Genomic DNA, 24,559 nt, shown 5'->3' with positions numbered 1-24,559 from the left:
GTCAACCCTCGGAAAAATAGTACAATAAAACACACAAACTACTGCATGGAGAAGATGTAAGCGCATTTATATAATGATATTGAAGTCAGATGAATGCGTTTTCAATACTGGGAAAAGGGGAGCTTATTATGAATATGAAGAGAGTATGGAGTATGGCACTGGTTATCGGAATCGCTGGCGGATTGCTCGGCGCCTGCGGCAATTCCAACAGCAAGGAAGAAGCCCAGGTCAATAGCTCTGCAGGTACGGAGAAGAAGAAGAACGTAACCTTGTCCTACCTAGCAAGTCAGGATTGGATTAAGGATCCCGAGATGAAGCTTGCGGAGAAGTTCGAGGAGCAAACGGGCATTCATATCGACTATCAAATTGTACCGTCGGACCAATACAACAATGTTCTGAAAGCAAAGCTGGCCTCCGGAGAAGCGCTTGACATTTTTGGCGGTCAAAGCGGCAAGTTTGATCTAGGCCCGCTTTACGATGTAGAGAATAACGCAGTCGACCTGACGAATGAAGAATGGGTTAAAAGAGAGGATCCGCTTTTTATAGAACAAGCAACGTGGAATTCTAAGGTTTATGCGCTTACGATCTGGGATCCAAGTTCCAGCTGGATTATCGTTTACAACAAGAAAATTTTTGACCAATTAGGACTGGACGTGCCGAAAAGCTACGCCGATTTCCTGCAGGATTGTGAAAAAATCAAAGCAGCAGGCATCACGCCAATTTATGAGCCGGTATCCGATGGATGGCACCATGTCCTGTGGTTCCCAGAGCTCGGAGTCAGATACGAAGAGCAGGATCCGGGACTGGCTGAAAAACTGATTAATAACAAGGAGAAGTTCGAAGATGCAGCCGTTCTGGAGCAATCACTGACGCAATTAAACGAGCTGGTACAAAAAGGTTACTTCGGCGACAATGCATTTTCGAATACGTATGCCGATACTGAGAAAAACATGGCAAGCGGCAAATATGCAATGACCGTTTACAACATCGGCTTGCCGGCACAAATTGAAAAATCGGTTTCAGGCAGCAGCGCATCCGATTACGGGTTCTTCCCGATTCCGTTAAATGATAATCAGAATCTTAACGTCAACCCTGCAGCGCCGAGCAAGTTTATTTCCAGCAACTCCAAGCATATCGAGGAAGCGAAACAATATTTCGCATTCTTGACGGAGCAAGAGAATCTCCAGTTCTTGCTGGATAATGAACCAAAATTTACCAACCTCAACTTTTCTGGTGTAACAGCCAAATTTAATGAGGAGCAAAAGGCATTTTTCGATAGCTATGGGAAAAAGACAGGCGCAGTTTACCAAACGGCCATCAACTACTTAAACCCGCAATGGATGGATATCGGAAAAGACATGTCCGCAATGATGGGCAAGCAAATGACGGTTAAAGATGTTCTGAAAAATATTGACAAGAGACGGGAGCAGCAAGCGAAAACCGCAAAAGATTCGAACTGGTAGTAAAGAAATAGATCAAACAAGGGCTCGAATCTTACTTGCTTAATCATGAGCCCTTGTTTGATTACCTGCTGGGAGGAAACGGAGGAATGAATCATGACTAGACGAATATATCCGTTTTATTTTATTGCTATTGCGCTATGTTTGTACGTTGTATTTGCTGTTGTTCCTAGCTTGATGGGGATTTTCCTGTCTTTTACGGATTGGAATAGTTTTTCTAGTGCCGTCAGTTATATCGGTTTGGACAACTATAAGACTATTTTTTCGTCCGAAGAAAATTACATGCACGGCATTCAGAATACGGTCGTCTTCACGATTTCTACCATTATTCTCAAAACGATTATCGGACTGCTTATAGCTCTGCTCGTAAATAAGGGAGTGAAGTTTAAAAACGTTCATCGTGTCATCCTTTTTTTGCCTTCGATCATACCGATGCTTGTTGTGGGTATTGTTTTTAAATCGATCTTCAATCCGGAAACCGGATTAATTAACGAAGGGTTACGGATGATTGGATTACAGGCATGGACACAGCATTGGCTGACAGATATTCATTGGGCATTCAAGTCAATTATAGCGGTAGATGTATGGAAAGGCGCAGGATACATTATGGTCATACTGCTTGCCGGTCTTCAGTCGATTTCCCATACTTATTATGAGGCCGCAGATATCGATGGTGCTAATGGTTGGCTGAAATTCAGATATATCACGCTGCCTTTGTTGATGCCGTCTCTTACGGTAACAACCGTTTTGAATCTTCTTTATGGCTTAAAGATTTTTGATACGGTTTATGTCCTGACAAATGGCGGACCGGGTTATGCCACTGAGGTCGTCTATACGCAGGTGTTCAGCCAATTTTCTCTTGGAAGCTATGGCGTGGGGACAGCTTTAATTACGGTGCTGTTTTTCATTATGACGATTTTAGGCTTTTTCTCCATCAAGCTTATGTCAAGAGAGGAACAGAACGGATGAAGAACACAAAATTATGGAAGAGTCTCATTCCGAATATCGTGATAGGGATGATAAGTATTCTTGCGATTATCCCTATCTTACTCATAGTTATTAACGCAGTGAAGACAGCGCCTGAAGCAAGTTCCATGAACTTTAGCATTCCTGATGCGTTTCAACTCTCCAATTTCGCTACGGTAATTGAAAAAGGCAAGTTGGGTCAGTCCTTTATAAACAGTATTATGTATTCAAGCATCTCCTCGCTGCTTTGCATCATCTTTTCTGCAATGGCAGCTTACGTGATGGGACGGAACAAGACGAAATTTAATCGTTTTCTTTACCTGTTTATCATTATGGGCATCGCATTGCCGCTTAATTACTTTACCCTCATCGACGTTATGAAATGGACTCATTTGATGAATACCCAAGCCGGAATCATTGTTTTATATATGGTCACGCAAATTCCGTTCAGCATTTTCATTTTATACGGATTTATCGGCGGGGTTCCGAAAGAATTGGACGAAGCAGGCGTAATCGATGGCTGTGGCCCAATTAGACTTTTTTTCTCGGTTATTTTCCCAATGCTGCAGCCAGCTGCAGTAACTGTCTTTATATTATCTTTTCTGAATACGTGGAACGAGTTTTTGCTGCCTCTCTATTATTTGAATAGCGCTCAGAAATGGCCGATGACATTGGCTGTCTATAATTTCTTCGGGCAGTTTCAACAATCATGGAATTTGGTTAGCGCAGATATTATTTTGACGATTTTACCGGTCATCATCATCTATTTATTAGGGCAACGCTTTATAATTGCCGGGATGACAAGCGGATCGGTCAAAGGGTAACAAGAGGGGGATAACATGCCAATCATTAACTATGAATTGAGACCAGAAGGACTTCTAATTGAAACAAACGATGGAAAGCTGCTGCTTACTCCATGTTCGGAACGTGTCGTTCGAATACGATACACCTTGGAATCCCAATTTAGCGATAAAGAAAGTTTCATGTTGGTTCATCCCATGAATCTTGCGGTTCCATTCAAGCTTGAGGAAGAGAATAATGCGCTTAAATTATTGACGGCTGAGCTTGTCGTGCGGATCGATAAATGGACATGTGCCCTTACCTATTACGAATCCAACGGCAGGTTATTAACGAAAGAGCCATCTCGCGGAGGAAAGACGTTGACGCCGGTTGACGTTATTAAATCCGTTTTTGACGAGAACTCCACATTGGAAGCAGGGCAAGGCGCAGACGGGCTTCGAGTTCGTGCGAGCAATATCAAAAAGGTTGTTGACCGGAAAGCTTACCATACCAAACTCGAATTTGATTGGGCTGACGGAGAAGCTCTGTACGGTCTCGGATCGCATGAAGAAGGCATGTTTAATTTGCGCGGTCATCATCAGTATCTCTATCAGCAGAATATGAAAGCGGTTGTTCCTGTTGTTGTCTCCACGCAAGGCTACGGAATATTGATTGATAGTTACTCCCTGATGACTTTCCATGATGATGCATGTGGTTCCTACTTGTCTACCGATGTGGATGATGAAATGGACTACTACTTCATTTACGGGCCGGAGCTAGATGAAGTTGTCCAAGGAATCCGTTTCTTGACAGGCAAGGCGCCAATGCTTCCAAAATGGACATTTGGCTATATCCAGTCGAAGGAACGCTATACCTCGCAAGAGGAATTAGTGGATACAGTCCGACAATTTAGAGCTCGTCAACTGCCTATTGACTGTATCGTATTGGATTGGAAATCGTGGACCGGGGAGCTTTGGGGACAGAAGACACTGGATCCGGAACGATTTCCGGATCCAAAGAAAATGATGGACGATTTGCATCAGCTGGATAGCCGATTAATGGTTTCTATTTGGCCTATTATGAATCCAAATAGCGACAATCATAAGGAAATGGCAGAGCATGGCGGATTGTTGGGCAATTACGCAAATTATGATGCATTCCAGGAAAAGGCGAGAGAACTCTACTGGAAGCAAGCATATGAGGGACTGTTCTCTTACGGAATAGATGCTTGGTGGTGTGATTGCACAGAACCATTCGAGGCCGATTGGAAAGGATCTGTAAAGCCCGAGCCGGAGGAAAGATTGCGGATCAATACGGAAGAAGCGAAGCTTTACTTGGATCCGGCAGTCATCAATGCTTACTCTTTGCTTCATTCTCGCGGAATTTATGAAGGGCAGCGCAAGGTTACGGAAAGTAAACGTGTGGTCAATCTGACACGTTCCGCGTATGCAGGCCAGCATCGATATGGAACGATCACCTGGTCAGGAGATATATCCGCCAATTGGGATACACTACGCAAGCAAATTGCTGATGGACTTAATTTTTGCGCAACGGGTTCTCCATATTGGACGCTTGATATTGGCGCGTTTTTTGTACAGAACAAGCCTGAACAGTGGTTCTGGAACGGAGACTACAATGAGGGTGTAGAGGATAAGGGGTATCGAGAGCTCTATGTGCGATGGTTTCAGTATGGAGCATTCCTGCCGATGTTTCGCTCCCACGGTACGGATACGCCGCGCGAAATATGGCGTTTTGGTGAGCCGGGCGATATCTTTTATGAGACGCTTGTTGCCTTCCTGAGACTCAGATATCGATTGCTTCCCTATATCTATTCCGTGGCTTCAAAGGTTTATCGTGACGATTATACGCTTATGCGCGCACTGCCTTTCGATTTTCGTCATGATCCTAAGACATATAACGTGGATGATCAGTTTATGTTTGGACCTGCGCTGCTTGTCAATCCGATAACGAGTCCAATGTATTATGGAAGTGAATCGAAGCCTATTCACGGTGCTGAGAAGATAAGAAACGTCTATTTGCCGGAAGGCTCCATTTGGTTTGATTTCTGGGATAATCGTGCGCATGAGGGCGGTCAGTCGTTTACAGCTGATGCACCTTTGGAACGCATTCCTTTATATGTCCGCTCGGGGTCTATTCTGCCGATGGCTGATGACATTCAACATGTAGAGGAACAATCCAGCGACCATCTTTATATTAGGGTATACGCAGGCCAGAACGGATCTTTCGACTACTATGAAGACGAGGGTGACAATTACAGCTATGAAGATGGAAACTTTGCCCTTATACCTATGCATTGGGACGACAATAGAAGAGTGTTCGAGGTTGGCAACAGAAGGGGCTCCTATCCAGGCATGAAAGAACAGCGTAAGCTGATTATTATGCTTTATGAGTCTGATGCCTCAGCTAAACGGATTGCAATGACGAAAGAAATTGATTATATGGGCAGCTGTGTAGAACTGGCATTTTAACTTTTGGAGGAAATACTTATTAATGTTAATTTGTTTGAGTAATCTAAGTCGTTTCAAAATGGTTGAAGACTGACTGGAAACCGCATTCGTTATTAATCGTTGAGTCGAGCATTTGCTCGGCTCTTTCTTTTTACAAATTCTGAATTAGTCTTTTGCAGGCCAATATGCCTGTTACTGAAGAAGGATAAGGGTTATAATTTGGAGAATATTTACATGTAATGGTATTAGAGAGAGGGATGTTAAATGAAAAGAAATGTATTATATATTGAAGATAATGAGAAAATAGGCAGCTGGGTAAAGGAAGAATTGGAACTGCGAGGATTTTCAGTTCAGTGGCTGCTTTCCGGCGAAGGAGCCGAACAAGAAGTAAATCAGCATGAAATCGTTATTTTGGATATCATGTTACCCGGGTTAGACGGATTTACGGTGGGAAAACGATTAAAAAAGGCAGCTCCTGCTGTTCCTATTTTGCTCTTATCTGCTCGAACATCTATAGCGGACAAGGTAGAAGGCTTACAATTTGCCGATGACTATTTAATGAAACCATTCCATACGGATGAATTGGTTGCAAGATTAGAAGTATTAATCCGTCGAAGGGGTGGAACACATTCCGAACGCATTTCATTAGGAAATCAGATTGAAGTAGATCCAGAAGGCCAAATGATATTTGACAAACGCACAGGAGAAGAAATTATATTGACCGGGAGGCAGCATCAAATCTTAATGTACTTCTTACGGCACCCTAACCAGGTTTTGCCAAAAGAACAAATTTATGAAGCGATTTGGGAAGAAGCCTATTTAACGGGTGATAAAACATTAATGGTGCATATCCATCGACTGCGTCAAAAGCTGGAACGTCATCCAGATTCCCCGGAGATTATTGAAACGTTGAAGGGAATAGGCTATCGGGTAAAACTATGAAACAGAATAGATCCTTATTTCGTCGTTTTCTAAAAGTACATTTTCTATTTATCTTCTTCCCTCCTATTGTGCTTATTTTCTTCGGTGCGTTTGTTGAGTTTTCTGACAGCAATGAAAAAGATATGAATACGTTATATCTATTTTACGTTACCGTGCTCTTGTTTGGTTTTATTTTTGCCGCATTTGTTATATTATCTTGGCTGTTCTTCTTGAAATTTCAAAAACGTCTCGCCCGCTTGCAGGAAGTCATGTCATTCTCAGCTGAAAATTTTCCTAAACCAATATCGGTTCAAAGTGATCGTATGGATGAAATAGACCAGTTAGGAAGCTCTTTTAATTGGATGATTCAGCAGCTTGAAGACAGCCGCAAGCGAGAATATGAAGAGGAATTACTGCGACATCGGCTCATTGCGAATTTATCTCACGATTTGCGAACGCCGCTTACCATTTTGAGAGGACATGTTACCAGATTAAATAAAGAACCCTTGAGTTTAGAAGGACAAGACTCGTTAACAGAAATCAACCATACGATTACAAGAGTCGGAGATCTAATGGATGATTTGCTTACCTATACATTGCTTACATCAGAAAAACATCCTTTTGGGCCCGTTTCAACAGATATTGGACGTTTAGTAAGGGCATCTGCTGCTGCGTGGTATCCTGTATTTGAAGAAAAAGAAATTCAGCTTGATGTTGATTTACCGGCAGACGAGACTTTTTATTGGGAAGCAGATCCTACCTGGATGACACGCGTCCTGGATAATTTATTGCAGAATATCATTCGCCATGCAGCAGAGGGGAAATATGCAAACATTGTGGTTGATGTAGAGAAAGAACAGATCATTGTTGCAGACAGAGGTCCAGGCTTGGATAACTCTTCCTATAAGAGTGGGTCGGGGATTGGTTTATCGACTTGCGATTATATGTTGAAAAAAATGAATCTGAAAGCGGACTTTATATCAAATGAAAATGGCACAACAGTAGCTGTTGGCAGAGCTTAACCTAAAGGTAATCCAGAATTAAACCACATGATAGCTGTGATGTAACTTTGCTTCTTTATAATTGGAACCATAACAGAAAGGGAGTGTTATGGTTGCTTACAATTAATAACTTAGTCAAATATCGCGGAACGCAAGAAATATTATCAGGTGTCAGTTTTAAAGCTAAACCGGGTAGAGTTACTGGTTTTTTAGGTCCAAATGGGGCAGGTAAAAGTTCTACACTACGCATCCTGCTTGGATTAGATCGCCCCACTTCAGGGAGTGCACTAATTAATGGAAAGCCATTCGCAGAATTACATAATCCTCTATCAACAATAGGTGCCGCACTGGATGGATCCGGAGCTCATCGTAGACGAACAGGACGGGCCCATTTACGTTGGATTGCTCATGCCGCAGGATTGTCTAGTTCACGTGTCGAGGAAGTTCTGAAAATAGCTGGTCTTACTCATGCAGCTGACAAAAGAGTCGGGAATTATTCGCTTGGTATGGGGAAGAGACTTGGCATGGCGGCTGCACTGCTGGGTGATCCCAACATATTGGTTTTAGATGAACCCGTAAATGGGCTTGACCCAGAAGGAATTCGTTGGATTCGGACCTTTTTACGTGAACGTGCTGACGCTGGAAACACGGTGCTATTATCGAGTCATCTAATTGGAGAGCTTGCAGAGACTGTTGATGATGTGGTGATTATTAAGGATGGAAAAATCGTTGCAGATGGAACATTGGATGAAGTAATAGGTACCCATTCCACGCTGGAGAACGCCTTTTTTGCCCTGACATCTGACAAAACAGGTGATGTTGTATGAGAGCATTCAACGCGGAACTATCTAAATTGTTCTCCCTGCCGGGCATTTGGCTTGCCTTTGTTATTGGAGCATTTGCCCCAGCGGTCATTGCTGCCTTGGACTGTATCGCACAAAAAGAGGAGATTATTGCTGGAGTCAGCACACGGCTATCGGAAGTTGGCTATATTGGATTAGGTCTTGGTGTGCAAGGTGTCATTATTCTGGGTGTGCTTGCTGTCAGCAGTGAGTATTTGACAGAGAGCAGTGAATCTGGCGGAGGACAACAGATTGCAACAAGTTTAACTGCTGTTTCATCAAGGCTTCATTTGTTGCTGGCAAAAGCAGGCGCTGTGACCGTAATCAGCATACTGCTTTGTGTGGTTGCTATTATGACAACTGTGCCAGCAACGCATCTTATTCTTGGTGAATATGCCCCTGCATTTGAATGGTCTAAACTTATCGGTGCAGTTTGTTACTGGACATTCACTGCTCTTTTAGCATTTGGGATTACTGTTCTAACTAAAAATGGCATTATTCCGCTTGCTGTGCTCATCATCAATACATCCTTTGTATCCTTTAGTTTCCTGCTTTCCAAGGTTACAAAGTTGGCGTTATACTTGCCAGACAGGGCTGGCATGGATATGTTTATGAGCATGAGCGACAGCTTTCACACCCCAGTCACAGGTGGTTTAATCATGTTTGCCTGGGTAGTCGTTCTTTTCATTGCTGCAGCTATTGTATTCCATAGAAGGGACGTTGCGTCATGAGTGTCCATTCTAGTAAAAAGATAAGACTAATCCTTGGAGCTGAACTCTACAAATTAGTAACATTACCATTGACATGGCTCACAGTTATGGGCACCTTCATTCTTAATTTAGTTTTAGCCAAGGCTTTTGCTTCGATTGGTCTACAAGGTGCAGCAGGGATACAAAGTATACTGAATATAGGGCTTGCTTCTATGGGATATCTTCAAGCAGGGTTCGTTATTCTTGGTGTCGTAGCTACTTGTTCGGAGTATAATGGAGGACAGATTCGAACGACTTTAACTACGATGCCTTGGCGTGGGTTTCAACTATCCATCAAGTATTTGGCAATAGCAATGATAACCGTTCCCGCGGCTTTTATTATTGCTGCATCAGGTGTACTATATACTTTTATTATGATGAGAGACACAGCAGTAGGGCTTGAAACCGACACAATGATAAAAACATTAGTAGGGGCAACAGCCTATCTAACATTAACCACACTTCTCAGTGCAGCTATAGGCGCTTTATTAAGACGAACCACTCCTGCGTTAGTGGTACTGCTTGGTTATTATTTCATTGTCAGTCCAATGTCGAGAGATGTTCTGCCTAGTATTAAAAATTATTTTCCGGATACGGCAGGATATTATATGTACATGCTGCCTTCCTCTGATGAAATAAATGTTCTTACACCCATGCAAGGGACAGGCATTTCAATGTTATGGACACTGATCTTTATTACAGTAGCTATTGTATTTTACCGTAAACGAGATGCCTAAGTTTAGGTTTCATCAATTCCAAATATAACGGTAGTGATTTTTTTAAGGTGGTGCGCAAATGACAACGGAGGCATTATTAACACTTAAAGAAGTTTCAAAAAAATATGGAAATAGAGATGTGTTAACAGATGTCTCTCTTACGATTAAAAAAGGAGATTGTATAATTATAAGGGGGAACAATGGTTCCGGAAAAAGTACGATGCTTCGAATTGTAAGCGGGCTAATTCCAATAAGTTCGGGTGAAAGGCTACTGAAGCATTCTGATTTAGTTATTGGCTACACGCCTGACCGACTCTCGAAACTAAGGATGACGTCTACGGAGTACCTGACACACATGGGGAGAATATCTGGTATCCCGAAAAATGATCTAAAAAATCGCATTCGTGAATTGCACGATTTTTTTAGTCTTGAACAGAGTAATACGTTGAAAATGACTCATTTTTCTAAAGGAATGTTGCAAAAAACGAACCTAATGCAAGCCATGATTAAGACGCCAGATGTACTCGTGCTGGATGAACCGTTTTCAGGATTAGATAAAGAATCTATAGGGCATTTACTTAGCGCATTGAAGAGAATACAATCGCAAGGAACTTCAATACTTGCGGCTGTTCATGATCCGTTGCTAGCACGTCAATTGGAGTGTAGGACATACTGGATCAGGCAAGGGCGAATAGTGTTGGATAATGCAGATCATTCAATAGATCATTCGACTGCTTATTTCGAATTGGAAGGTTCAGTAGACCAGGAGACTCTAGATCGTCTTTCAGGCTTATTTTCTGACGTTACTTGGAAAACATACGATAATGGATATCTCCTGTTCACCATTATGAAGAAAGATTATCGTGACTTTTTAATCGAATTTATACACAAAGGTGGAGAGATTAACAGCCTGTCAAGAAAGGAGCTGAATGAATGACTGCACTGGTGTCCTTTCTACATACTTGCTACATGCGTTCTTATCGGTATGGCCCGCCTACATTTGTCTTTGTTCTAGGTATCATATTTGTGTATAGTGTAGTTCCAAATCCCGTGATGGAAAGCTATGCGTTCTCAACTACATTTTTATTTATTATTTCTGCGGTTATCTGTTATACGGTCATAGATATTGAAACGGCGAATCAGGAATCTGTAACGATGTTGCACAGTGGAAGTTTACTTAAACTGTATATTTCTAAATTGTTATATAGCTGGCTATTTTCCGTCCCGTTGGCGTTATATGCAGTGATTTTTCCTGCATTATTTCAAAAATTTGATAGAAGTGCCAGCTTTGAAGAGCTGTGCATGTCCTTTATTTATCATGTCTCCTCATCCTGGTTAGGTGTCGCACTAGCTTGTTGGTTCAGTTCTAAATTTATCCGATCCCGAGTCATGTCTTTCTTATTGTTAAGTGTTGTCGTTGTCGTTACGATTTCCGTAGAGGGAATTGAGAATATGTTGCCTGAAGGCTTAGAAAACGCGATTCTTCTGCTGCCTCCATTACATAGCACAATAAACGTGCTGCTTGATTATGATGCTGCGACGCTTTCTAGTAAACTAGCTGCAATTGGAGCATCGCTACTATATGGTGTGATTATTGCTGCGTTATTTCTGTTCATGCTTCATAAACGAAAGCTGGATTCATCTCATTCTTAAGAAAGAATGTACATTTTGTTGAGTTTTATTAGTCGTTATTACTGCCGATGAAATTGTATTTACGAATAAAGAGGCAAAATTCCCGGAAGCAGTGAAAGGGGATTTTGCCTCTTCATATTTGCTGCAAAAACTAAAGTGTATAGCCTTAGTAGATACGGAAGTTGCCGCTTAATGCTAGCAGGCTGAAGAAATAGAGACAATTATCATAATATCGGCGCTCGCCGCTGCGAAGCGGCGTTTCCCAAAAGAGACGGACGAAATGCTGCGCGTCTGGGCCGTCTGCGGCCAGCGAAGCCATAGCGTTCGTCGCCAGAAGACCGATAGGATGAAGCGCGGGTTCCTCGAACGGTTTACCGTCAATCGTATATCTGCGGTAGTCGGCAACATCGATTCCGCGGAAAAACGCTTGAAGGCGGTTCGATTGCCCAATTTGCCACGGATCCCTACGGAACCATTCCCAATCCAACCCGATATTGGCTGCCACACGGTAAGCGTCACTGAAGAAATGGCCGAAATCGCCATGAGGCTGAGGTTTCGCCGGCGTTCCGTCGTATTCCGCATATTCGGGCGAGAGGCCAGTTTCTGGATGACAGGCTTTGTGCAGGTAAGCGCGGCTTGCCTCAGCGGCTTCTTTCCAAAAAGGCCGATCCTTATCGTCTGCTTGTAGCGCAAACAAATCATAAAAATGAGGCAGATGATAGGACGGATCGCTGAAAGGAGATTCCGGAATGAATTTAATCAATTTTGTAGCCGGATCCCACATCGGGTCCCCTAAGCCATTTTCGCCTTGATGCACGCATGCTCGCAAAATCTTTTTCGCTTGTTCGGCATAATTATAAGGCTCAGGCCCATCGCCCCAACGGTTGGAGGCAAAGAATAAAGCCATTGCAAAAAATTCTTCCCCGTCTGGAGCTGGGCCTTGGGAAATGCGGGTGCCGTCAGGTTTGCAATGCCAAGCAAAGTAATCTTTGTATCGGCCTTCTGAATGCTGCATGTATGTATTGGAAAAATTCCAGAGCCGGTCAAACATCTCTTTTTTATTCATTTGAACGGCCATCATCATTCCGTATGACATACCTTCGGTTCGGACGTCTAAATTGCCGGTATCGAGTATATATCCTTTATCATCCCCCATGGGGTAATAGATCCGCATATCCGAATCCTCGTCAAACAATTCAGACCATGCCTTTTCAAGTTTTGCTTCGACCTCTTCTTCGGAATAGCCTATCTCCTTGAACAGGTTCCTGTATTTACCTGTATAAAAAGCGCCTTGTTTTAAAACCGACATATAAGAGAATCCTCCATTCTTATAACTTTGCTAAAATTATAGCATATTTGATAGCGTTTCAGTCCGATCTTTGTGTGACGCGACGCTAGGGATATTTGTGTTGTCAGCAGCCTGCTGAAGCCGATAAGGTCCCGCCAATCAGGTTTAATGGATCCGTCCCATTTCTCGATTTTGATTAGTTTTAACCCACATGGAAATAATGTATATATTATGGAATATTAGCATTTGGAGGAATGTGATGATCCGATTGATCAAAAAAATATTTTTTCAACAAACCCGAAGCTTAGATAAAAAAGGCAAATTAGGATCATCAACCAGCCTCTCGCACGAACTCACCATTAATTTGGATCGGTTAAAGGAAATATTCGGCACAAGCAATGATATTGTTATCCGAGAATTTAATATGGGCCGGAATCGACAAATAAGCGGTGCTATTTTATACGTGGAAGGTATGTCGGATAAGCTATTGATTAACGAAAGCTTAATCAAACCGTTGATGTATGGCATCCCTGGTACTGAAGAGGTTGTTAGCATTGATACAATCAGGAAAAGTATGGTCTCTGTAGGAGGCGTGGAACAGGTTTCCTCCATTAGCGATGTGGTTGACGGATGCTTATCCGGAGATACAGTTTTGTTGATCCATGGTTTGAATGAAGCTTTGATTCTTAACACGAAAGGCTGGGATTCGCGCGGCGTAGAAGAACCAAGCACCGAATCAGTCGTCCGTGGTCCCCGAGAAGGATTTTCCGAAACCCTCAGAGTCAATACAGCTCTGCTGCGGCGTAAAATCAAAAACCCTGATTTAAAGATAGAACCGATGAAGCTCGGCAGAAGAACCAAAACCGACGTTTGTATCATTTATTTAAAAGATCTGGCAAATCCCCGGCTTATTGAAGAAATCAGACGCCGTTTAAACAGAATTGATACTGATGGCATTATGGAATCAGGCTATATCGAACAATTTATAGAAGATGCTCCTTATTCCATTTTCTCTACAATAGCCAATAGTGAAAAGCCCGACGTCATTGCCGCAAAATTACTGGAAGGACGGGCCGCCATTATGGTCGACGGCACGCCTTTCGTACTTACCGTTCCGATGGTTCTTATTGAAAGCTTCCAAAGTGCGGAAGATTACTATTCCCGCCCCTATTTTGCATCCTTGATCAGAATGATGAGATTTTTAGCTTATGGGATCAGCACTCTGGCTCCGGCGGTATATGTGGCGTTAACGACATTTCATCAGGAATTGATTCCCACCCCACTGCTATTTACGCTTGCTTCCTCGCGTGAAGGGATTCCTTTTCCTGCTGTGCTGGAAGCCCTCGTGATGCTGGTCGCATTTGAGATACTCCGGGAAGCCGGGGTTCGGTTGCCACGGCCCGTGGGATCGGCGATCAGCATTGTTGGCGCCTTAGTTATCGGCGAGGCTGCTGTATCAGCCGGTCTTATCGGCGCGCCTATGGTTATCGTGGTTGCATTGACGGCTGTTTCCAGCTTCGTGGTTCCGGCCCAAACCGACTCACAGGTTATCCTGCGTTATATTTTTCTGGTTTTGGCCGGTTTCATGGGCGGGTTCGGCATTGCCATAGGACTATTAGGAGTTGTTATCCATCTTGCATCTTTAAGGTCTTTTGGAACGCCTTATTTGTCGCCCGTAGCTCCGCTTAGCGTTCGTGATCTGAAAGATACTTTTATCCGGGCCCCTATTTGGGCCATGCTTACCCGCCCCAGAACGATAGCGCTGCACGATCCCGAGCGGCAGGAATTCCGATTGGATACCGCCCCGCATGCGGAAGACGGGGATGGAACGGAAGGATAGACAATACATTATATTTTGGAATTCGGGGTGCAATCCATGATACACCGCATCGGCCTACTTATAAAAATAGTGGTTTGCTCGTCTCTGATTTTAAGTACAACCGGCTGCTGGAACCGCACAGAGGTGGATGAACTCTCCGTTGTGATGGCTGTAGGATTGGATAAACAAGAACACAGCGGGGATGTACAGTTCACCGCTCAAATTTTCAAACCGACGGAAAAAAAAGAAGGCGGGACAGGTGGCGGCGGTGGCGATAGGAGCTACTGGAATCTCAAAAGCACTGGTGATACCGTGTACAGCGCCGTACAGGGAACGGATCACAAGGCGCCCCGCAAATTATATTTCGCCCATAATCAAATTGTTATCTTCAGCAGAAATATCGCTCAGGAAGGGATGCAAAAGCAGATTGATTTTTTTATGCAGCAACATCAAAACCGTCTCAACGTTTGGATCCTTGTCGCACAAGGAAGAGCGGATGAAATCTTGGAAATTCAACCCCAATTGGAAAAAATGCCGGCACTGGACATTGCCGATTTGATTGAAACTCAGGTTGAGGCATCCCAATCAAGCGTGGTCAATCTGAAACAATTTTCGACCCGCTTGATGAGCAAGACCACGTCGCCGATCGCCCCTTTTATTGAGGTTTCGGGGAAAGGAAAGAAACGAACGGTTCTCATTTCGGGTACCGCTGTTTTCAAAAAGGACAAACTGGCCGGTCAATTGAACAAAACCGAAACCCGCGGCCTTTTATGGGTTATCGGTGAGGTGAAAAGAGGGATCATTGAAATGGATTGTCCCGGCGGCGGAGGAAAAGCCAGCCTTAATATAATCCGGGCCGACAGTAAAATAGTACCTGAAATAAAGGGTAATAAGATCATTATGAAGATTCAGCTAAATGAAGAAGGCATTTTGGGCAGCCAGTTGTGCCCTGAAAATTTATCGACGCCGGAAAAAATTGCGGCACTTGAACAAAGTAAAGCCGATGCGATCCGCAGTGAAGTCATGGCTGCCGTCAACAAAGCGAGGAAACTTCGTGCCGATATTTTCGGGTTTGGCGATGCGGTGCATCGAAAATATCCAAAGCAATGGATTAGGCTTGAAAGCAAGTGGGATAAAGTTTTTCCGGATATTGAATTGGTATTGACAATAGATGCAAAAATACGCAGGGCGGGCTGGACAATGAAACCGCCAGTACCGGCAAAGGAGTAGGGTTCCTTATGAGGATTGAAAAGGGCGTCATATCCAGTTCACAATTAATGTTTATGACAGCAGCTTTTGTTCAGGGTTCTTCCTTGCTGGTAGCTTTTACTTACGCGATAGCCAAACATGATACTTGGCTCGTTGTTTTATCGGGTTTCGCGCTCATTTTACCGCTCATATGGGTCAATGTATCCCTTGCGCAAAAATTCCCCGGCAAAAATCTGGTGCAAATCATGGATATCGTTTACGGATCCTTCCTCGGCAAGTTAATTTCGGCGATTTACATCTTGTTTCCTTTTCAGCTAATCGCACATAATTTAGGGTTTATCGGCGAATTTTTTCTGACTTACATGTATCCGGAAACCCCTTTGACTGTCATTCTGATTATGTTCGTTTCAGTCTGTATCTGGGCCGTTCGAGGCGGAATCGAAGTGATCTCCCGGATTAGTGCTATCACTGTAGTCATTACTTTTATCGTCGTTGCTGTTACATCCCTTTTATTATATAAAGAAATGGAATTCAACAATTTCCTGCCGGTTTTTGAACTTTCTATGAAGGAGTTTATTCAGGGGACCCATATTATGATGGCGATCCCCTATGGCGAGTTGGTTGTTTTTCTCATGATCATCCCTTATTTGAACAAGATCAAGCAGGCGAAAAGCTCTGTTTTTCTGGGATTGATTTTCGGAGCGGCTACATTATTGATCATTACCGTAACGGATATTGCCGCACTTGGCGTTTTAGCTACTGTTATGGTCTCCCCTGCACTAGAGGCAGTGCGCCTTATTGACATAGCAAAAATTATAACAAGAATGGAAATGCTGGTTGCGGTCGTCCTGTTAATAACGGTATTTATCAAGGTTTGCGTCACTTTATATGCATCGGTTCTGGGCATTGCCCAACTATTTCGACTTAGATCATATCGCCCCCTGGTACTACCCATTGGCATAATAAGTGTAAGCTTTACTGTGCTGCTCTTTGATCACGTTTCAGAACCGGCTATCATGGGTGCAACTATCTGGCCCAGTCACGCTTTTCTGTATTTACCGATTCCTGTCCTTACCTTATTAATCGCCAAGATACGCAAATTGCCGCAAAAACATGGGGGAGAAAACAAATGATCCTTTTGTTGATCCTTTTTTTTATAGGTGCAGCATGTTTTGAAGTCCCCAGCCTTATTAGGAAGAAATATTTCCGTGAGCTTTCCGTCTTTTCGCTATTCTTCCTATCGGCGTTTTTACTGGCATTTTTGCAAATCATCGGTGTCAAAATACCCAGTCCTATGATTGGTATCGAATATTTGATTAAGGATCTGCTGCATTTAAACTATTAACTCAAAATTCGCAGCTTTAAAATCGGCAGGAAACCTTAATGTAGTTGGGCAAGCTGGTCATCCAGTGCTAGAGTTGACCTAATCATTTACGGTTTTTGGAAGGAGATAAGCATGGATCTTTTTACTGTCGAACATGGGAAGCTGATCTTTGAGAATAACGGAAAAACCTTGCAAATTGAAGAATGGGGTGAAAACAGCTTGCGTATCCGCTCCCGAATGACGGGTGAAATACTGGATACGGACTATGCCTTACTTCCTGTTAATGGCGGTGCGGAAGCTGCGATTGAGATCGATAAAGAAGAGTTATTGCTTCAGGAAATAGGAAGCGGCGGGTAAAACTGCAGTGAACTTGGAACAGCAGTGAAGGACTTTTGATCACAAAGCGTATCAGGGAGCCTACTCGACATCGAATATCAATTCAGCCGAAACGTCCAGTGCTCGCGTAGCTTCCACTACGCTCCGCTCCTCATTTCCTAGCTTCATCCGATCTTCTCGGTACTGAAAACTGGACTTTTTGAACTTGCATTTAAACTTAATATTCCAGTTGGGCCTAAATAGGCGCCCCGGAATATGTTTTATTGACAACATTTCAAGGAGGCGCCTCATGTAATTTGTAACATAAACCTAATATAAAAAAATCACTGACTTAGTCTAAAGGCCTTGGGGGAAAGCCCATAGGCTTTGGAAAACTTACGAGTGAAATAATTGCTGTCGTTAAACCCGCATTCGTATGAAATTTTCGTGATGGGGAGTCCGCTTTGCCTTAACAACATACGCGCTCGCTCCAAACGAAGTTGTTGAAGGTATGAAATAGGAGTCGTTTGGTAATAAGATTGAAAAATCCGATTCAGATGCCGAACCGAAATTTTGGATCTGTCCGCGATTTCCTCCAGAGTAAGAGGCTCGAGATAATTATCTTCAATGTAGGAGATCGCATTCGCCAAATGCATCAGATTGCTATCCGTGCCATTTTCCTGATTGTCATACTGTCTGGACAAATAGATGACGAGTTCCATGAATTGGGAAATAAGCATCGTCTGATAGCCCTGCTGCTTATCGTTATATTCGTTGATCATGTCGGAGATAATCGATGCGACGTGTTCCATGCTTGGAATCGGCAAACTAAGTCCGCTTTGAAAAGAATGAATATTGCGATAAAACGGCTCCAAAACAAAAAGTGCCTGAAAGCCGTTGGAGGTGCTTAAATCCGGACCGGCGCTCCGAAGTATCTCGGGCCGATACATAATATTGCAAATTTTAAAATCATGAGGGTTTTTGAAGGCATGGGAGGCAGAGCCATTAAGGACAAATACGTTCCCCTTCTTAATAAAATAAGTTTCAGAATTGACGATATGCGTAGCGTTCCCATTCAATACAATAACGAGTTCGGTGAAGTCATTATGTTTATGAAGAATCGTATCCTCTTCGTGCCCGCCATATTGAATAAAAAACGGAAATTGCTCGTCATTGGTAAACCAGTTCAAATAAACGTTATCGATGATATCACTGTTAATTGACGGCAACTTGTTCATGCAGATCGATTCCATAGTACTTCCTCGCCCGTTTGACATCCAACAACACCCCTTTTTTTCGTGATAGTTGTAAGCGGTGACATTTTTATTTTAACCGTGTGAAATTGCTGATCATACAACCAAAAATGTACTAAAAACCATATTAAAAATCGCTATTTAAAACTTCCGGTTCAGATTTGCATTTACAGATATGGCTATTTGATATCACGGATTCAGGATAACTGGATAACAGGATCTTGACTAAATAATGCTATACAGATGTCTGTAAAATGAAGGTGTGCGTTGATTTTTTGCAATACGATCTAAACAGGAGCAAGGAGAGACACGATGTAGAATTCGTCCTATGAAGTTGAAGCGGCCAGGAGGTGATAGGATCGGAATGGCGTAGTTGGTTCGACTTTAATCGTATTATTCACATTACATCAAAGTGACAGCGGTTACATTACAAGTTCATGAAGACGAAGAAATTCCATTCTATCAAATGGTCGTTCGCGGATATATCGACTATACGGGCATGCCTTACAATCTGTCGACGTTTACCGATATGAACCAGTATATATTGAAGTGTCTGGAATATGGAAAAGGTGGATTTGGTCATTTGTCATACCGCTTGCCGCAATGGATTCGGCAAGCAATCCAATACTAGGGGGCGTAATGACTTGGGAATGAAAGAACTAAGCGGCGCAGAGCTTGCGTCTATGTTGAAGAGCAGCATCCAGCTCAAAAGCCTGGACGGCGTTAAAGCGCCTGAGCTAAAGCTGAGGGAAGAGGATATGCAATGGTGGCGCGATGCGAAGCTCGGTCTGTTTTTCCACTGGGGACTTTATTCGATTCTGGGACGCGGCGAATGGGCCATGTTCAACGAGAAGATTCCCGCTGACGAATACTCGAAGCTGGCTGAGAGGTTTAACCCGTTGCATTGGAACCCGGAGCGAATGGCGCAACTTGCTCAGGAAGCTGGCATGCGCTATTCCGTTATGGTCACCCGCCACCACGATGGATTTGCGCTGTGGGACAGTCCCGGCAGCTATGGAAGCTTTGACAGCATGCATGCAGCGGCCAATCGCGATTTCGTGAAAGAATATACGGACGCCTTCAGGGACGCGGGACTGCGCGTCGGCTTGTATTATTCGCCAATGGATTGGCGGTTTCCGGGCTACTTCAAGCCCGTGGAGCTTGCCGATAATGCGGCGCTGATGAAGAAGCAATGCTACGCTCAGATAGAGGAGCTAACCACCCGGTACGGGCCAATCGATATTCTATGGTATGATGGGGGCTGGCTGGCGCATACCGGAACGGATGCCGATGCGGCTTGGTTCTGGGAGCCGGTGGAGCTGAATGGGATGGTTCGGCGCAATCAGCCGGCATGCGTGATCAATCCGCGGTCCGGATGGATCGGCGATTTTCAATGCGACGAAGGCACGCATGCCATCACCGGGCACATCCTTCCGCTCGACTGGGAGAAATGTTTTTCCATCGGCACACATTGGTCCTATGATCCGCAAGAACAGGTAATGCCGCTGGAAGAGATCATCAAGATTATGATTGACTGTTTCGTCCGCGGCGGCAATGTGCTGCTGAACGTTGCTCCGAATCCGGACGGGGAGATCCCCTCTAGCCAAGTCGAACGACTCAAGCAAATCGGCGCGTTTATGCGGAAGAACGGCGAAGCTATCTACGGGACGACAGCGGGGCCGATCCATCCGGTCGATCATGTCTACGGGATGACCCGGAGAGGAAATGATCTTTATTTACATGTGCAAGATATGCAGGCATTCGAAAACATCGGGTTGCTGCCGCTTGAACAGCGAATCGCGCGCTGCCGGTTGCTCGACGGCAGCGAGATTCCTTTCGTGCAGAACGAGCAGGGGATTGGTATTCGAGTTCCGAAGGAGAAATGGGAACCGCTCGATACCGTGATCAAGCTGGAAATTCAAGAATAAAGTGCATGTTATGAGTCATCGAGTAACCGCGTACAAATTCTGATCATACAACCAAAAACGTACAAAAAAACATACTAAAAATCGTTATTCTAGAAAGTAAGGGCTTGCGGATGGACTTATGATCGTGGACGACCAAACGTTGGCAATTGATATATTATTTTTAATAGAGTATTTATAAGGTATAATTTTGACAGGGATTATAGTTTTGTCTCATTCGTAAGATTCGTGTTGTAAGCGCCGCCAAGGATTTACTCAAGCATTCGAAAGGAGACCTAGAATGGGAAGCAAGATCCTCGCCGCAGTTAGGAAAACGAACAATATCCGACTCAAGAACAAAATGATCATTTCCATCGTGGTAGTGGTGTTCATTCCAGTTCTTCTCGTGGGTATAATCTTGACGGCTTCCTACCGCCAGAATGTATTAGATCAGGCTACACAGCAAACCATGAACAACGTGGATAAGATCAAGAAGCATGTAACGGACATTCTTCGGATGCCGATTGAAATATCGAACAAATTGCAAGTCGACGACAGGTTATCCAATTTGGTCAATTCCCGCTATGAGACCCCATTCGACATAGTTACAGCATATTGGGATTTTCGCTATTTCCAGGATTACGTGCAGCTATACAAGGAAATTCATAACATCCGCTTCTATACAGATCCGCCGATGGAGATTAGCAACTGGGACTTTCTAAGCGCAGATGAGTCAGTCAAAAACTCGGAATGGTATCAGGAGGTGTTGGACAAATCCAGTTCGCCTATCAGTTGGTATTATATCCCTGACGAGACGAAGGAAAATCGGCCTTATCTCAGCCTTGTTCGCAGAATTGATTTTCCGCTGTACCGTTCCTACGGAGTGCTGGTCATTGATTTGGATCAGGATGAACTCAATAGAATTCTAAGCCAGGAACCGTTCGATACGATGATTTTCGATTCTAAGGGCTTAATTGTCGCTGCCAAATACCCGCAGTGGGTCGGCAGGAATATCGACAGCATGGATTTCGCAAAGGATCTAAGCGATAAACCGGCTGGCGCTTACGAGTTTAATTATGAGGGGAAGATATCGAAGATTGTGGTGGAGGAGGTGGTTCCGCCATATAGCCGGAACGGGCTCAAAGTCGTTTCTGTCTTTACGATCGACAGCATCGTGAGCGACGCGAACCGGGTCAGCAGGCTGGGATTCACCATCATTGTGGCCAGTTTGTCTATTGCGATCGTTCTAATCTACTTCACCTCCTCCTTTTTGTCCCGCAGACTGCTTCTGCTTAATAAGGTACTGAACAAAGTTTCCATAGGCAATCTGAACGTGAAGTCGGATGTGGATGGAAACGATGAGATTGGTGCGTTATCCAGACAGTTCAACCATATGCTTGCCAGCATCCGGAGCTTGATGGAAGAAGTGAGAGAGACCCAAGTGCAGAAAAACTTGCTGGAGCTGCGGCAGCGCGACATTAAGCTGAAGATGATGGCGAGCCAAATGAACCCGCACTTTCTGTTCAATGCGCTGGAGTCCATCCGAATGAAAGCGTTTGTGAAGGGAGATACTGAGATTTCCAATGTCGTGCATCACTTGGGGAAATTGATGAGGCGCAGCATTGAAATCGGTGACCGCAAGATCACGCTAAAGGAAGAGCTTGAAGTTGTGCACTGCTATTTGGAACTTCAGAAATTCCGTTTCGACGACGAACGTTTGACCTACAAGCTCCATCTGGATCATTCGGCAAAGAGAGTGGAGATTCCGCCGCTCATTATTCAACCTCTAGTAGAAAATGCTGTGGTGCACGGGCTGGAGGAGGTTGAAGAAAGGGGCATTGTAATTATTGATACTCGCGTGGAGTCGGATCGGGTAGTGATTACGGTAGAGGATAATGGGTGCGGCATACCGGAAAACAAATTGCGGGAAATTGAGCATTCATTTCAGGACATGGAAGATGCCGAGGAGTATCGGATAGGACTCCGCAACGTGCATCAGCGTCTTATTCTGACTTACGGAGAAGGATTCGGGCTAAAGCTGGAATGCCCGCCGGGATCCGGTACGCGCATAACATTTTCCATACCGTTGGGAGGGAATTTGCATGTATAAAGTACTAGTGGTCGATGACGAACCGGCAATTCGACAGGGGCTTTTGAAAATTGTCGATTGGGGAGCGCTTGGCTTCTGCGTGGTGGGAGACGTCTCGAACGGAAGAAAAGCGATTGCCCTCCATCAGGAGCTTTCTCCTGAACTGATCGTCATCGATATCCGGATGCCGCGCATGGATGGTCTTCAAGCGATCCGCGAAATTCGCAAGACGGATAGGGATTGTCAATTTCTTATCCTGAGCGGATACGCCGACTTTGCCTACGCCAAGCAAGCCATCGAGATGGATGTGAGCGGCTATGTGCTCAAACCGATCGATGTAGAGGAGCTAAGGGAGGAACTGCTGCGCATCAGAGCCAAACTGGAGCAGTTGTCAGGTCGCGCAAAATTATCCGAATTCCATGCCGACGCGCTGCGGGAGGAACTTATCCTCAAGTTGATCGCAGCTGATCCGGCAGACGCTCAGGAGCTTGAAAGTGAACTGGTACCCTTAACCAGCTTTGCAGGGAAATCCAAGCAGATTCTGTTGGTTGAGGCGGAGGACAACTCTCACGCAGGACCTGCGTATCTGGAATACGTCAAGAAGAAATGGCTGGAAGCCGCGGAGGAAGAGGGCCTCGGGTATGGGTTTCAGACCGGCCCGTATATCGGATTCCTGTCGAAGGAAGCTCTGAATCGGCCCGACACCAAAAGCGAATGGACCCGGCTTCTGAAAGACTCCTGTGGGTCTCAACAGTCCTTCACTGCCGCCGCTGGACGAATTGTCTATGACCTTGCGGATATCCGTCAATCGTACGAGGGTGCCTTGGGATTGTTGAAAAACCGTTTCCTGCTTGCCGAAGGGCAGATCCACATAGTGACGGAACCAGACTTGAGCCATTCTTCGACCGAGCCAAACAGTCATGCTCCGCCGAATTTGGAGGCGCTTGCAACTAAGCTGTTCTATATGCTGGATCTCGGCAGGCGCGAAGGGGTGGCGGAGACGCTTGAGGAAGCGGGAATGGCGCTTGCGGCTTACGATTCTTCCGAAACCGCGATCAAGTATGGCCTGACCAAAGTGTTGTCCGTTGCGCTAAGCAAATTGTCAACTCTCCATCAGAGCGTCAATATCCAGGACTATGCGCCTCTGCTTGCTGAGTTTAATCAGCACACCCACTACGATAGGGCGATGAACGCCGCTTGTTCCCAGCTCGCCGAACTGGCGGGAAGGCTGGGGGTGAACGGCAGTCTGCCAGTGGTCAAGCAAGTGATGGATTTTGTCCAGCGGCATTATTATGAAAATCTAAAGCTGGAGACGATGGCTGGTATGTACAATTACAACAAAGGATATTTGGGCAGAATGTTCAAGCAGCATACGGGAGACTCGTTCCATACCTTCTTGGACAAGGTCCGTATTCAGCAAGCGAGCCGGCTTCTTAAGGAAGGACACAAGGTCTACGAGGTTTCGGAGCTCGTAGGTTATCCCAATGTGGATTATTTCCATAGCAAATTCAAGAAATATGTAGGAGCTTCCCCCTCTTCGATCAAAGGAGCTCCTCCCAAGGCTGAGGCAGTTTCATTGGAAACATCATAGTTTTTTTTCATAAAGGAAAAAACCGGAATCTCGATCAAAGCGTGTGACAAGCGGGAATTATAAATCGGGGGTGTCCCATAAGTCATTTAAATGACGATGGGATACCCCCCCTGTTTTATTTGGGTAAAACAGCAAACTGCACATTTAAATGTTCTTCCGATCGCCATTGCTCAGGGATTCCTTTGAATCAACGAGGTAAAGTGGGAATCCCTTCACAAAAACGAACGCTGAC

General features: G+C 44.4%; 21 protein-coding genes and 1 pseudogene. 20 read left to right on the top strand and 2 right to left on the bottom strand.

The features are described from left to right. Nucleotides 1-128 precede the first annotated feature (128 nt). The 11 genes from GOM71_RS21590 (at nucleotide 129) to GOM71_RS21540 (ending at nucleotide 11,556) form a co-directional block, all read left to right on the top strand. Complete coding sequence (locus tag GOM71_RS21590) at nucleotides 129-1,463, top strand: ABC transporter substrate-binding protein (RefSeq protein ID WP_216651802.1); 1,335 nt, start codon at nucleotides 129-131, stop codon at nucleotides 1,461-1,463. A gap of 93 nt (nucleotides 1,464-1,556) precedes the next feature. Further along, nucleotides 1,557-2,429 (top strand): carbohydrate ABC transporter permease, encoded by an 873-nt coding sequence (locus GOM71_RS21585; protein ID WP_156284862.1) that lies wholly within the window; start codon nucleotides 1,557-1,559, stop codon nucleotides 2,427-2,429. A 218-nt stretch (nucleotides 2,430-2,647) separates the two neighbouring features. Then, entirely contained in the window at nucleotides 2,648-3,250 is a 603-nt protein-coding gene (locus GOM71_RS21580) for a carbohydrate ABC transporter permease (protein WP_216651801.1), read from the top strand. A 15-nt stretch (nucleotides 3,251-3,265) separates the two neighbouring features. Further along, on the top strand, nucleotides 3,266-5,695 hold the full coding sequence (locus GOM71_RS21575) for a glycoside hydrolase family 31 protein (RefSeq protein WP_156284856.1): 2,430 nt from the start codon (nucleotides 3,266-3,268) through the stop codon (nucleotides 5,693-5,695). Nucleotides 5,696-5,938: 243 nt separating this feature from the next. Further along, entirely contained in the window at nucleotides 5,939-6,616 is a 678-nt protein-coding gene (locus GOM71_RS21570; protein ID WP_156284854.1) for a response regulator transcription factor, read from the top strand. Continuing rightward, on the top strand, nucleotides 6,613-7,617 hold the full coding sequence (locus GOM71_RS21565) for a HAMP domain-containing sensor histidine kinase (RefSeq protein ID WP_156284852.1): 1,005 nt from the start codon (nucleotides 6,613-6,615) through the stop codon (nucleotides 7,615-7,617). The genes GOM71_RS21570 and GOM71_RS21565 overlap by 4 nt, the downstream gene beginning before the upstream one ends. Before the next feature lie 92 nt (nucleotides 7,618-7,709). Then, nucleotides 7,710-8,423 carry an ABC transporter ATP-binding protein gene (locus GOM71_RS21560; protein ID WP_156284850.1) on the top strand — a complete coding sequence of 238 codons (714 nt, stop codon included), beginning with the start codon at nucleotides 7,710-7,712 and terminating at the stop codon, nucleotides 8,421-8,423. Next, nucleotides 8,420-9,169, top strand: coding sequence for an ABC transporter permease (locus GOM71_RS21555; protein ID WP_156284848.1), 750 nt, complete (start codon nucleotides 8,420-8,422; stop codon nucleotides 9,167-9,169). Before GOM71_RS21560 ends, GOM71_RS21555 begins: the two co-directional genes overlap by 4 nt. Then, nucleotides 9,166-9,924, top strand: a complete 759-nt coding sequence (locus GOM71_RS21550; RefSeq protein WP_156284846.1) for an ABC transporter permease — start codon at nucleotides 9,166-9,168, stop codon at nucleotides 9,922-9,924. The genes GOM71_RS21555 and GOM71_RS21550 overlap by 4 nt, the downstream gene beginning before the upstream one ends. A 58-nt stretch (nucleotides 9,925-9,982) precedes the next feature. After that, nucleotides 9,983-10,840, top strand: coding sequence for an ATP-binding cassette domain-containing protein (locus GOM71_RS21545; RefSeq protein WP_156284844.1), 858 nt, complete (start codon nucleotides 9,983-9,985; stop codon nucleotides 10,838-10,840). Then, complete coding sequence (locus GOM71_RS21540) at nucleotides 10,837-11,556, top strand: hypothetical protein (RefSeq protein ID WP_156284837.1); 720 nt, start codon at nucleotides 10,837-10,839, stop codon at nucleotides 11,554-11,556. The genes GOM71_RS21545 and GOM71_RS21540 overlap by 4 nt, the downstream gene beginning before the upstream one ends. Nucleotides 11,557-11,701: 145 nt before the next feature. Here GOM71_RS21540 and GOM71_RS21535 read toward each other — a convergent pair whose 3' ends face one another. Then, nucleotides 11,702-12,844: a family 8 glycosyl hydrolase gene (locus GOM71_RS21535; RefSeq protein ID WP_156284835.1), complete on the bottom strand. Its 1,143-nt coding sequence runs from the start codon at nucleotides 12,842-12,844 to the stop codon at nucleotides 11,702-11,704. 238 nt (nucleotides 12,845-13,082) lie between these two features. Between GOM71_RS21535 and GOM71_RS21530 the strand changes: the two genes are divergently transcribed. The 5 genes from GOM71_RS21530 to GOM71_RS21510 all read left to right on the top strand — a co-directional run bounded on the left by GOM71_RS21530 (nucleotide 13,083) and on the right by GOM71_RS21510 (nucleotide 17,532). Next, nucleotides 13,083-14,663, top strand: a complete 1,581-nt coding sequence (locus GOM71_RS21530; RefSeq protein ID WP_156284833.1) for a spore germination protein — start codon at nucleotides 13,083-13,085, stop codon at nucleotides 14,661-14,663. Between the two features lie 36 nt (nucleotides 14,664-14,699). Continuing rightward, nucleotides 14,700-15,872: a Ger(x)C family spore germination protein gene (locus GOM71_RS21525; protein ID WP_156284831.1), complete on the top strand. Its 1,173-nt coding sequence runs from the start codon at nucleotides 14,700-14,702 to the stop codon at nucleotides 15,870-15,872. Between the two features lie 8 nt (nucleotides 15,873-15,880). Further along, nucleotides 15,881-16,984, top strand: a complete 1,104-nt coding sequence (locus tag GOM71_RS21520) for a GerAB/ArcD/ProY family transporter (RefSeq protein WP_156284829.1) — start codon at nucleotides 15,881-15,883, stop codon at nucleotides 16,982-16,984. Continuing rightward, complete coding sequence (locus GOM71_RS21515; RefSeq protein WP_156284827.1) at nucleotides 16,981-17,196, top strand: hypothetical protein; 216 nt, start codon at nucleotides 16,981-16,983, stop codon at nucleotides 17,194-17,196. Before GOM71_RS21520 ends, GOM71_RS21515 begins: the two co-directional genes overlap by 4 nt. Nucleotides 17,197-17,307: 111 nt before the next feature. After that, on the top strand, nucleotides 17,308-17,532 hold the full coding sequence (locus GOM71_RS21510) for a hypothetical protein (protein WP_156284825.1): 225 nt from the start codon (nucleotides 17,308-17,310) through the stop codon (nucleotides 17,530-17,532). A gap of 302 nt (nucleotides 17,533-17,834) precedes the next feature. Here the strand turns inward: GOM71_RS21510 and GOM71_RS21505 are convergent, their stop codons facing one another. After that, entirely contained in the window at nucleotides 17,835-18,695 is an 861-nt protein-coding gene (locus tag GOM71_RS21505) for a helix-turn-helix domain-containing protein (RefSeq protein ID WP_367649743.1), read from the bottom strand. 487 nt (nucleotides 18,696-19,182) lie between these two features. Between GOM71_RS21505 and GOM71_RS25210 the strand changes: the two are divergent. From GOM71_RS25210 to GOM71_RS21485, 4 genes and pseudogenes are all read left to right on the top strand, one after another. After that, nucleotides 19,183-19,314 (top strand): annotated as a pseudogene (locus GOM71_RS25210) (DUF5696 domain-containing protein); the annotation flags it as partial. Between the two features lie 79 nt (nucleotides 19,315-19,393). Beyond that, entirely contained in the window at nucleotides 19,394-20,671 is a 1,278-nt protein-coding gene (locus tag GOM71_RS21495; protein ID WP_253944969.1) for an alpha-L-fucosidase, read from the top strand. Nucleotides 20,672-20,948: 277 nt separating this feature from the next. Further along, a complete protein-coding gene (locus GOM71_RS21490) occupies nucleotides 20,949-22,757 on the top strand; it encodes a sensor histidine kinase (protein WP_156284817.1) in 1,809 nt (602 codons plus the stop codon). After that, nucleotides 22,750-24,327, top strand: a complete 1,578-nt coding sequence (locus GOM71_RS21485; RefSeq protein ID WP_156284815.1) for a response regulator transcription factor — start codon at nucleotides 22,750-22,752, stop codon at nucleotides 24,325-24,327. The genes GOM71_RS21490 and GOM71_RS21485 overlap by 8 nt, the downstream gene beginning before the upstream one ends. The last annotated feature ends 232 nt before the right edge of the window (nucleotides 24,328-24,559 follow it).

It is taken from the genome of Paenibacillus sp. NEAU-GSW1 (assembly GCF_009737085.1).
Taxonomy (GTDB): Bacteria; Bacillota; Bacilli; order Paenibacillales; family Paenibacillaceae; genus Pristimantibacillus.
This window is presented reverse-complemented; position numbering and strand designations above follow the sequence as displayed.

Bases quoted from the DNA above. Each gene is read 5' to 3' on its own strand.
- GOM71_RS21580 (WP_216651801.1), top strand. From the start codon at position 2,648: ATGTATTCAAGCATCTCCTCGCTGCTTTGCATCATCTTTTCTGCAATG.
- GOM71_RS21485 (WP_156284815.1), top strand. From the start codon at position 22,750: ATGTATAAAGTACTAGTGGTCGATGACGAACCGGCAATTCGACAGGGG.
- GOM71_RS21495 (WP_253944969.1), top strand. From the start codon at position 19,394: ATGAAAGAACTAAGCGGCGCAGAGCTTGCGTCTATGTTGAAGAGCAGC.
- GOM71_RS21520 (WP_156284829.1), top strand. From the start codon at position 15,881: ATGAGGATTGAAAAGGGCGTCATATCCAGTTCACAATTAATGTTTATG.
- GOM71_RS21530 (WP_156284833.1), top strand. From the start codon at position 13,083: ATGATCCGATTGATCAAAAAAATATTTTTTCAACAAACCCGAAGCTTA.
- GOM71_RS21515 (WP_156284827.1), top strand. From the start codon at position 16,981: ATGATCCTTTTGTTGATCCTTTTTTTTATAGGTGCAGCATGTTTTGAA.
- GOM71_RS21565 (WP_156284852.1), top strand. From the start codon at position 6,613: ATGAAACAGAATAGATCCTTATTTCGTCGTTTTCTAAAAGTACATTTT.
- GOM71_RS21570 (WP_156284854.1), top strand. From the start codon at position 5,939: ATGAAAAGAAATGTATTATATATTGAAGATAATGAGAAAATAGGCAGC.
- GOM71_RS21585 (WP_156284862.1), top strand. From the start codon at position 1,557: ATGACTAGACGAATATATCCGTTTTATTTTATTGCTATTGCGCTATGT.
- GOM71_RS21545 (WP_156284844.1), top strand. From the start codon at position 9,983: ATGACAACGGAGGCATTATTAACACTTAAAGAAGTTTCAAAAAAATAT.
- GOM71_RS21555 (WP_156284848.1), top strand. From the start codon at position 8,420: ATGAGAGCATTCAACGCGGAACTATCTAAATTGTTCTCCCTGCCGGGC.
- GOM71_RS21590 (WP_216651802.1), top strand. From the start codon at position 129: ATGAATATGAAGAGAGTATGGAGTATGGCACTGGTTATCGGAATCGCT.
- GOM71_RS21575 (WP_156284856.1), top strand. From the start codon at position 3,266: ATGCCAATCATTAACTATGAATTGAGACCAGAAGGACTTCTAATTGAA.
- GOM71_RS21510 (WP_156284825.1), top strand. From the start codon at position 17,308: ATGGATCTTTTTACTGTCGAACATGGGAAGCTGATCTTTGAGAATAAC.
- GOM71_RS21550 (WP_156284846.1), top strand. From the start codon at position 9,166: ATGAGTGTCCATTCTAGTAAAAAGATAAGACTAATCCTTGGAGCTGAA.
- GOM71_RS21540 (WP_156284837.1), top strand. From the start codon at position 10,837: ATGACTGCACTGGTGTCCTTTCTACATACTTGCTACATGCGTTCTTAT.
- GOM71_RS21525 (WP_156284831.1), top strand. From the start codon at position 14,700: ATGATACACCGCATCGGCCTACTTATAAAAATAGTGGTTTGCTCGTCT.
- GOM71_RS21490 (WP_156284817.1), top strand. From the start codon at position 20,949: ATGGGAAGCAAGATCCTCGCCGCAGTTAGGAAAACGAACAATATCCGA.
- GOM71_RS21535 (WP_156284835.1), bottom strand. From the start codon at position 12,844: ATGTCGGTTTTAAAACAAGGCGCTTTTTATACAGGTAAATACAGGAAC.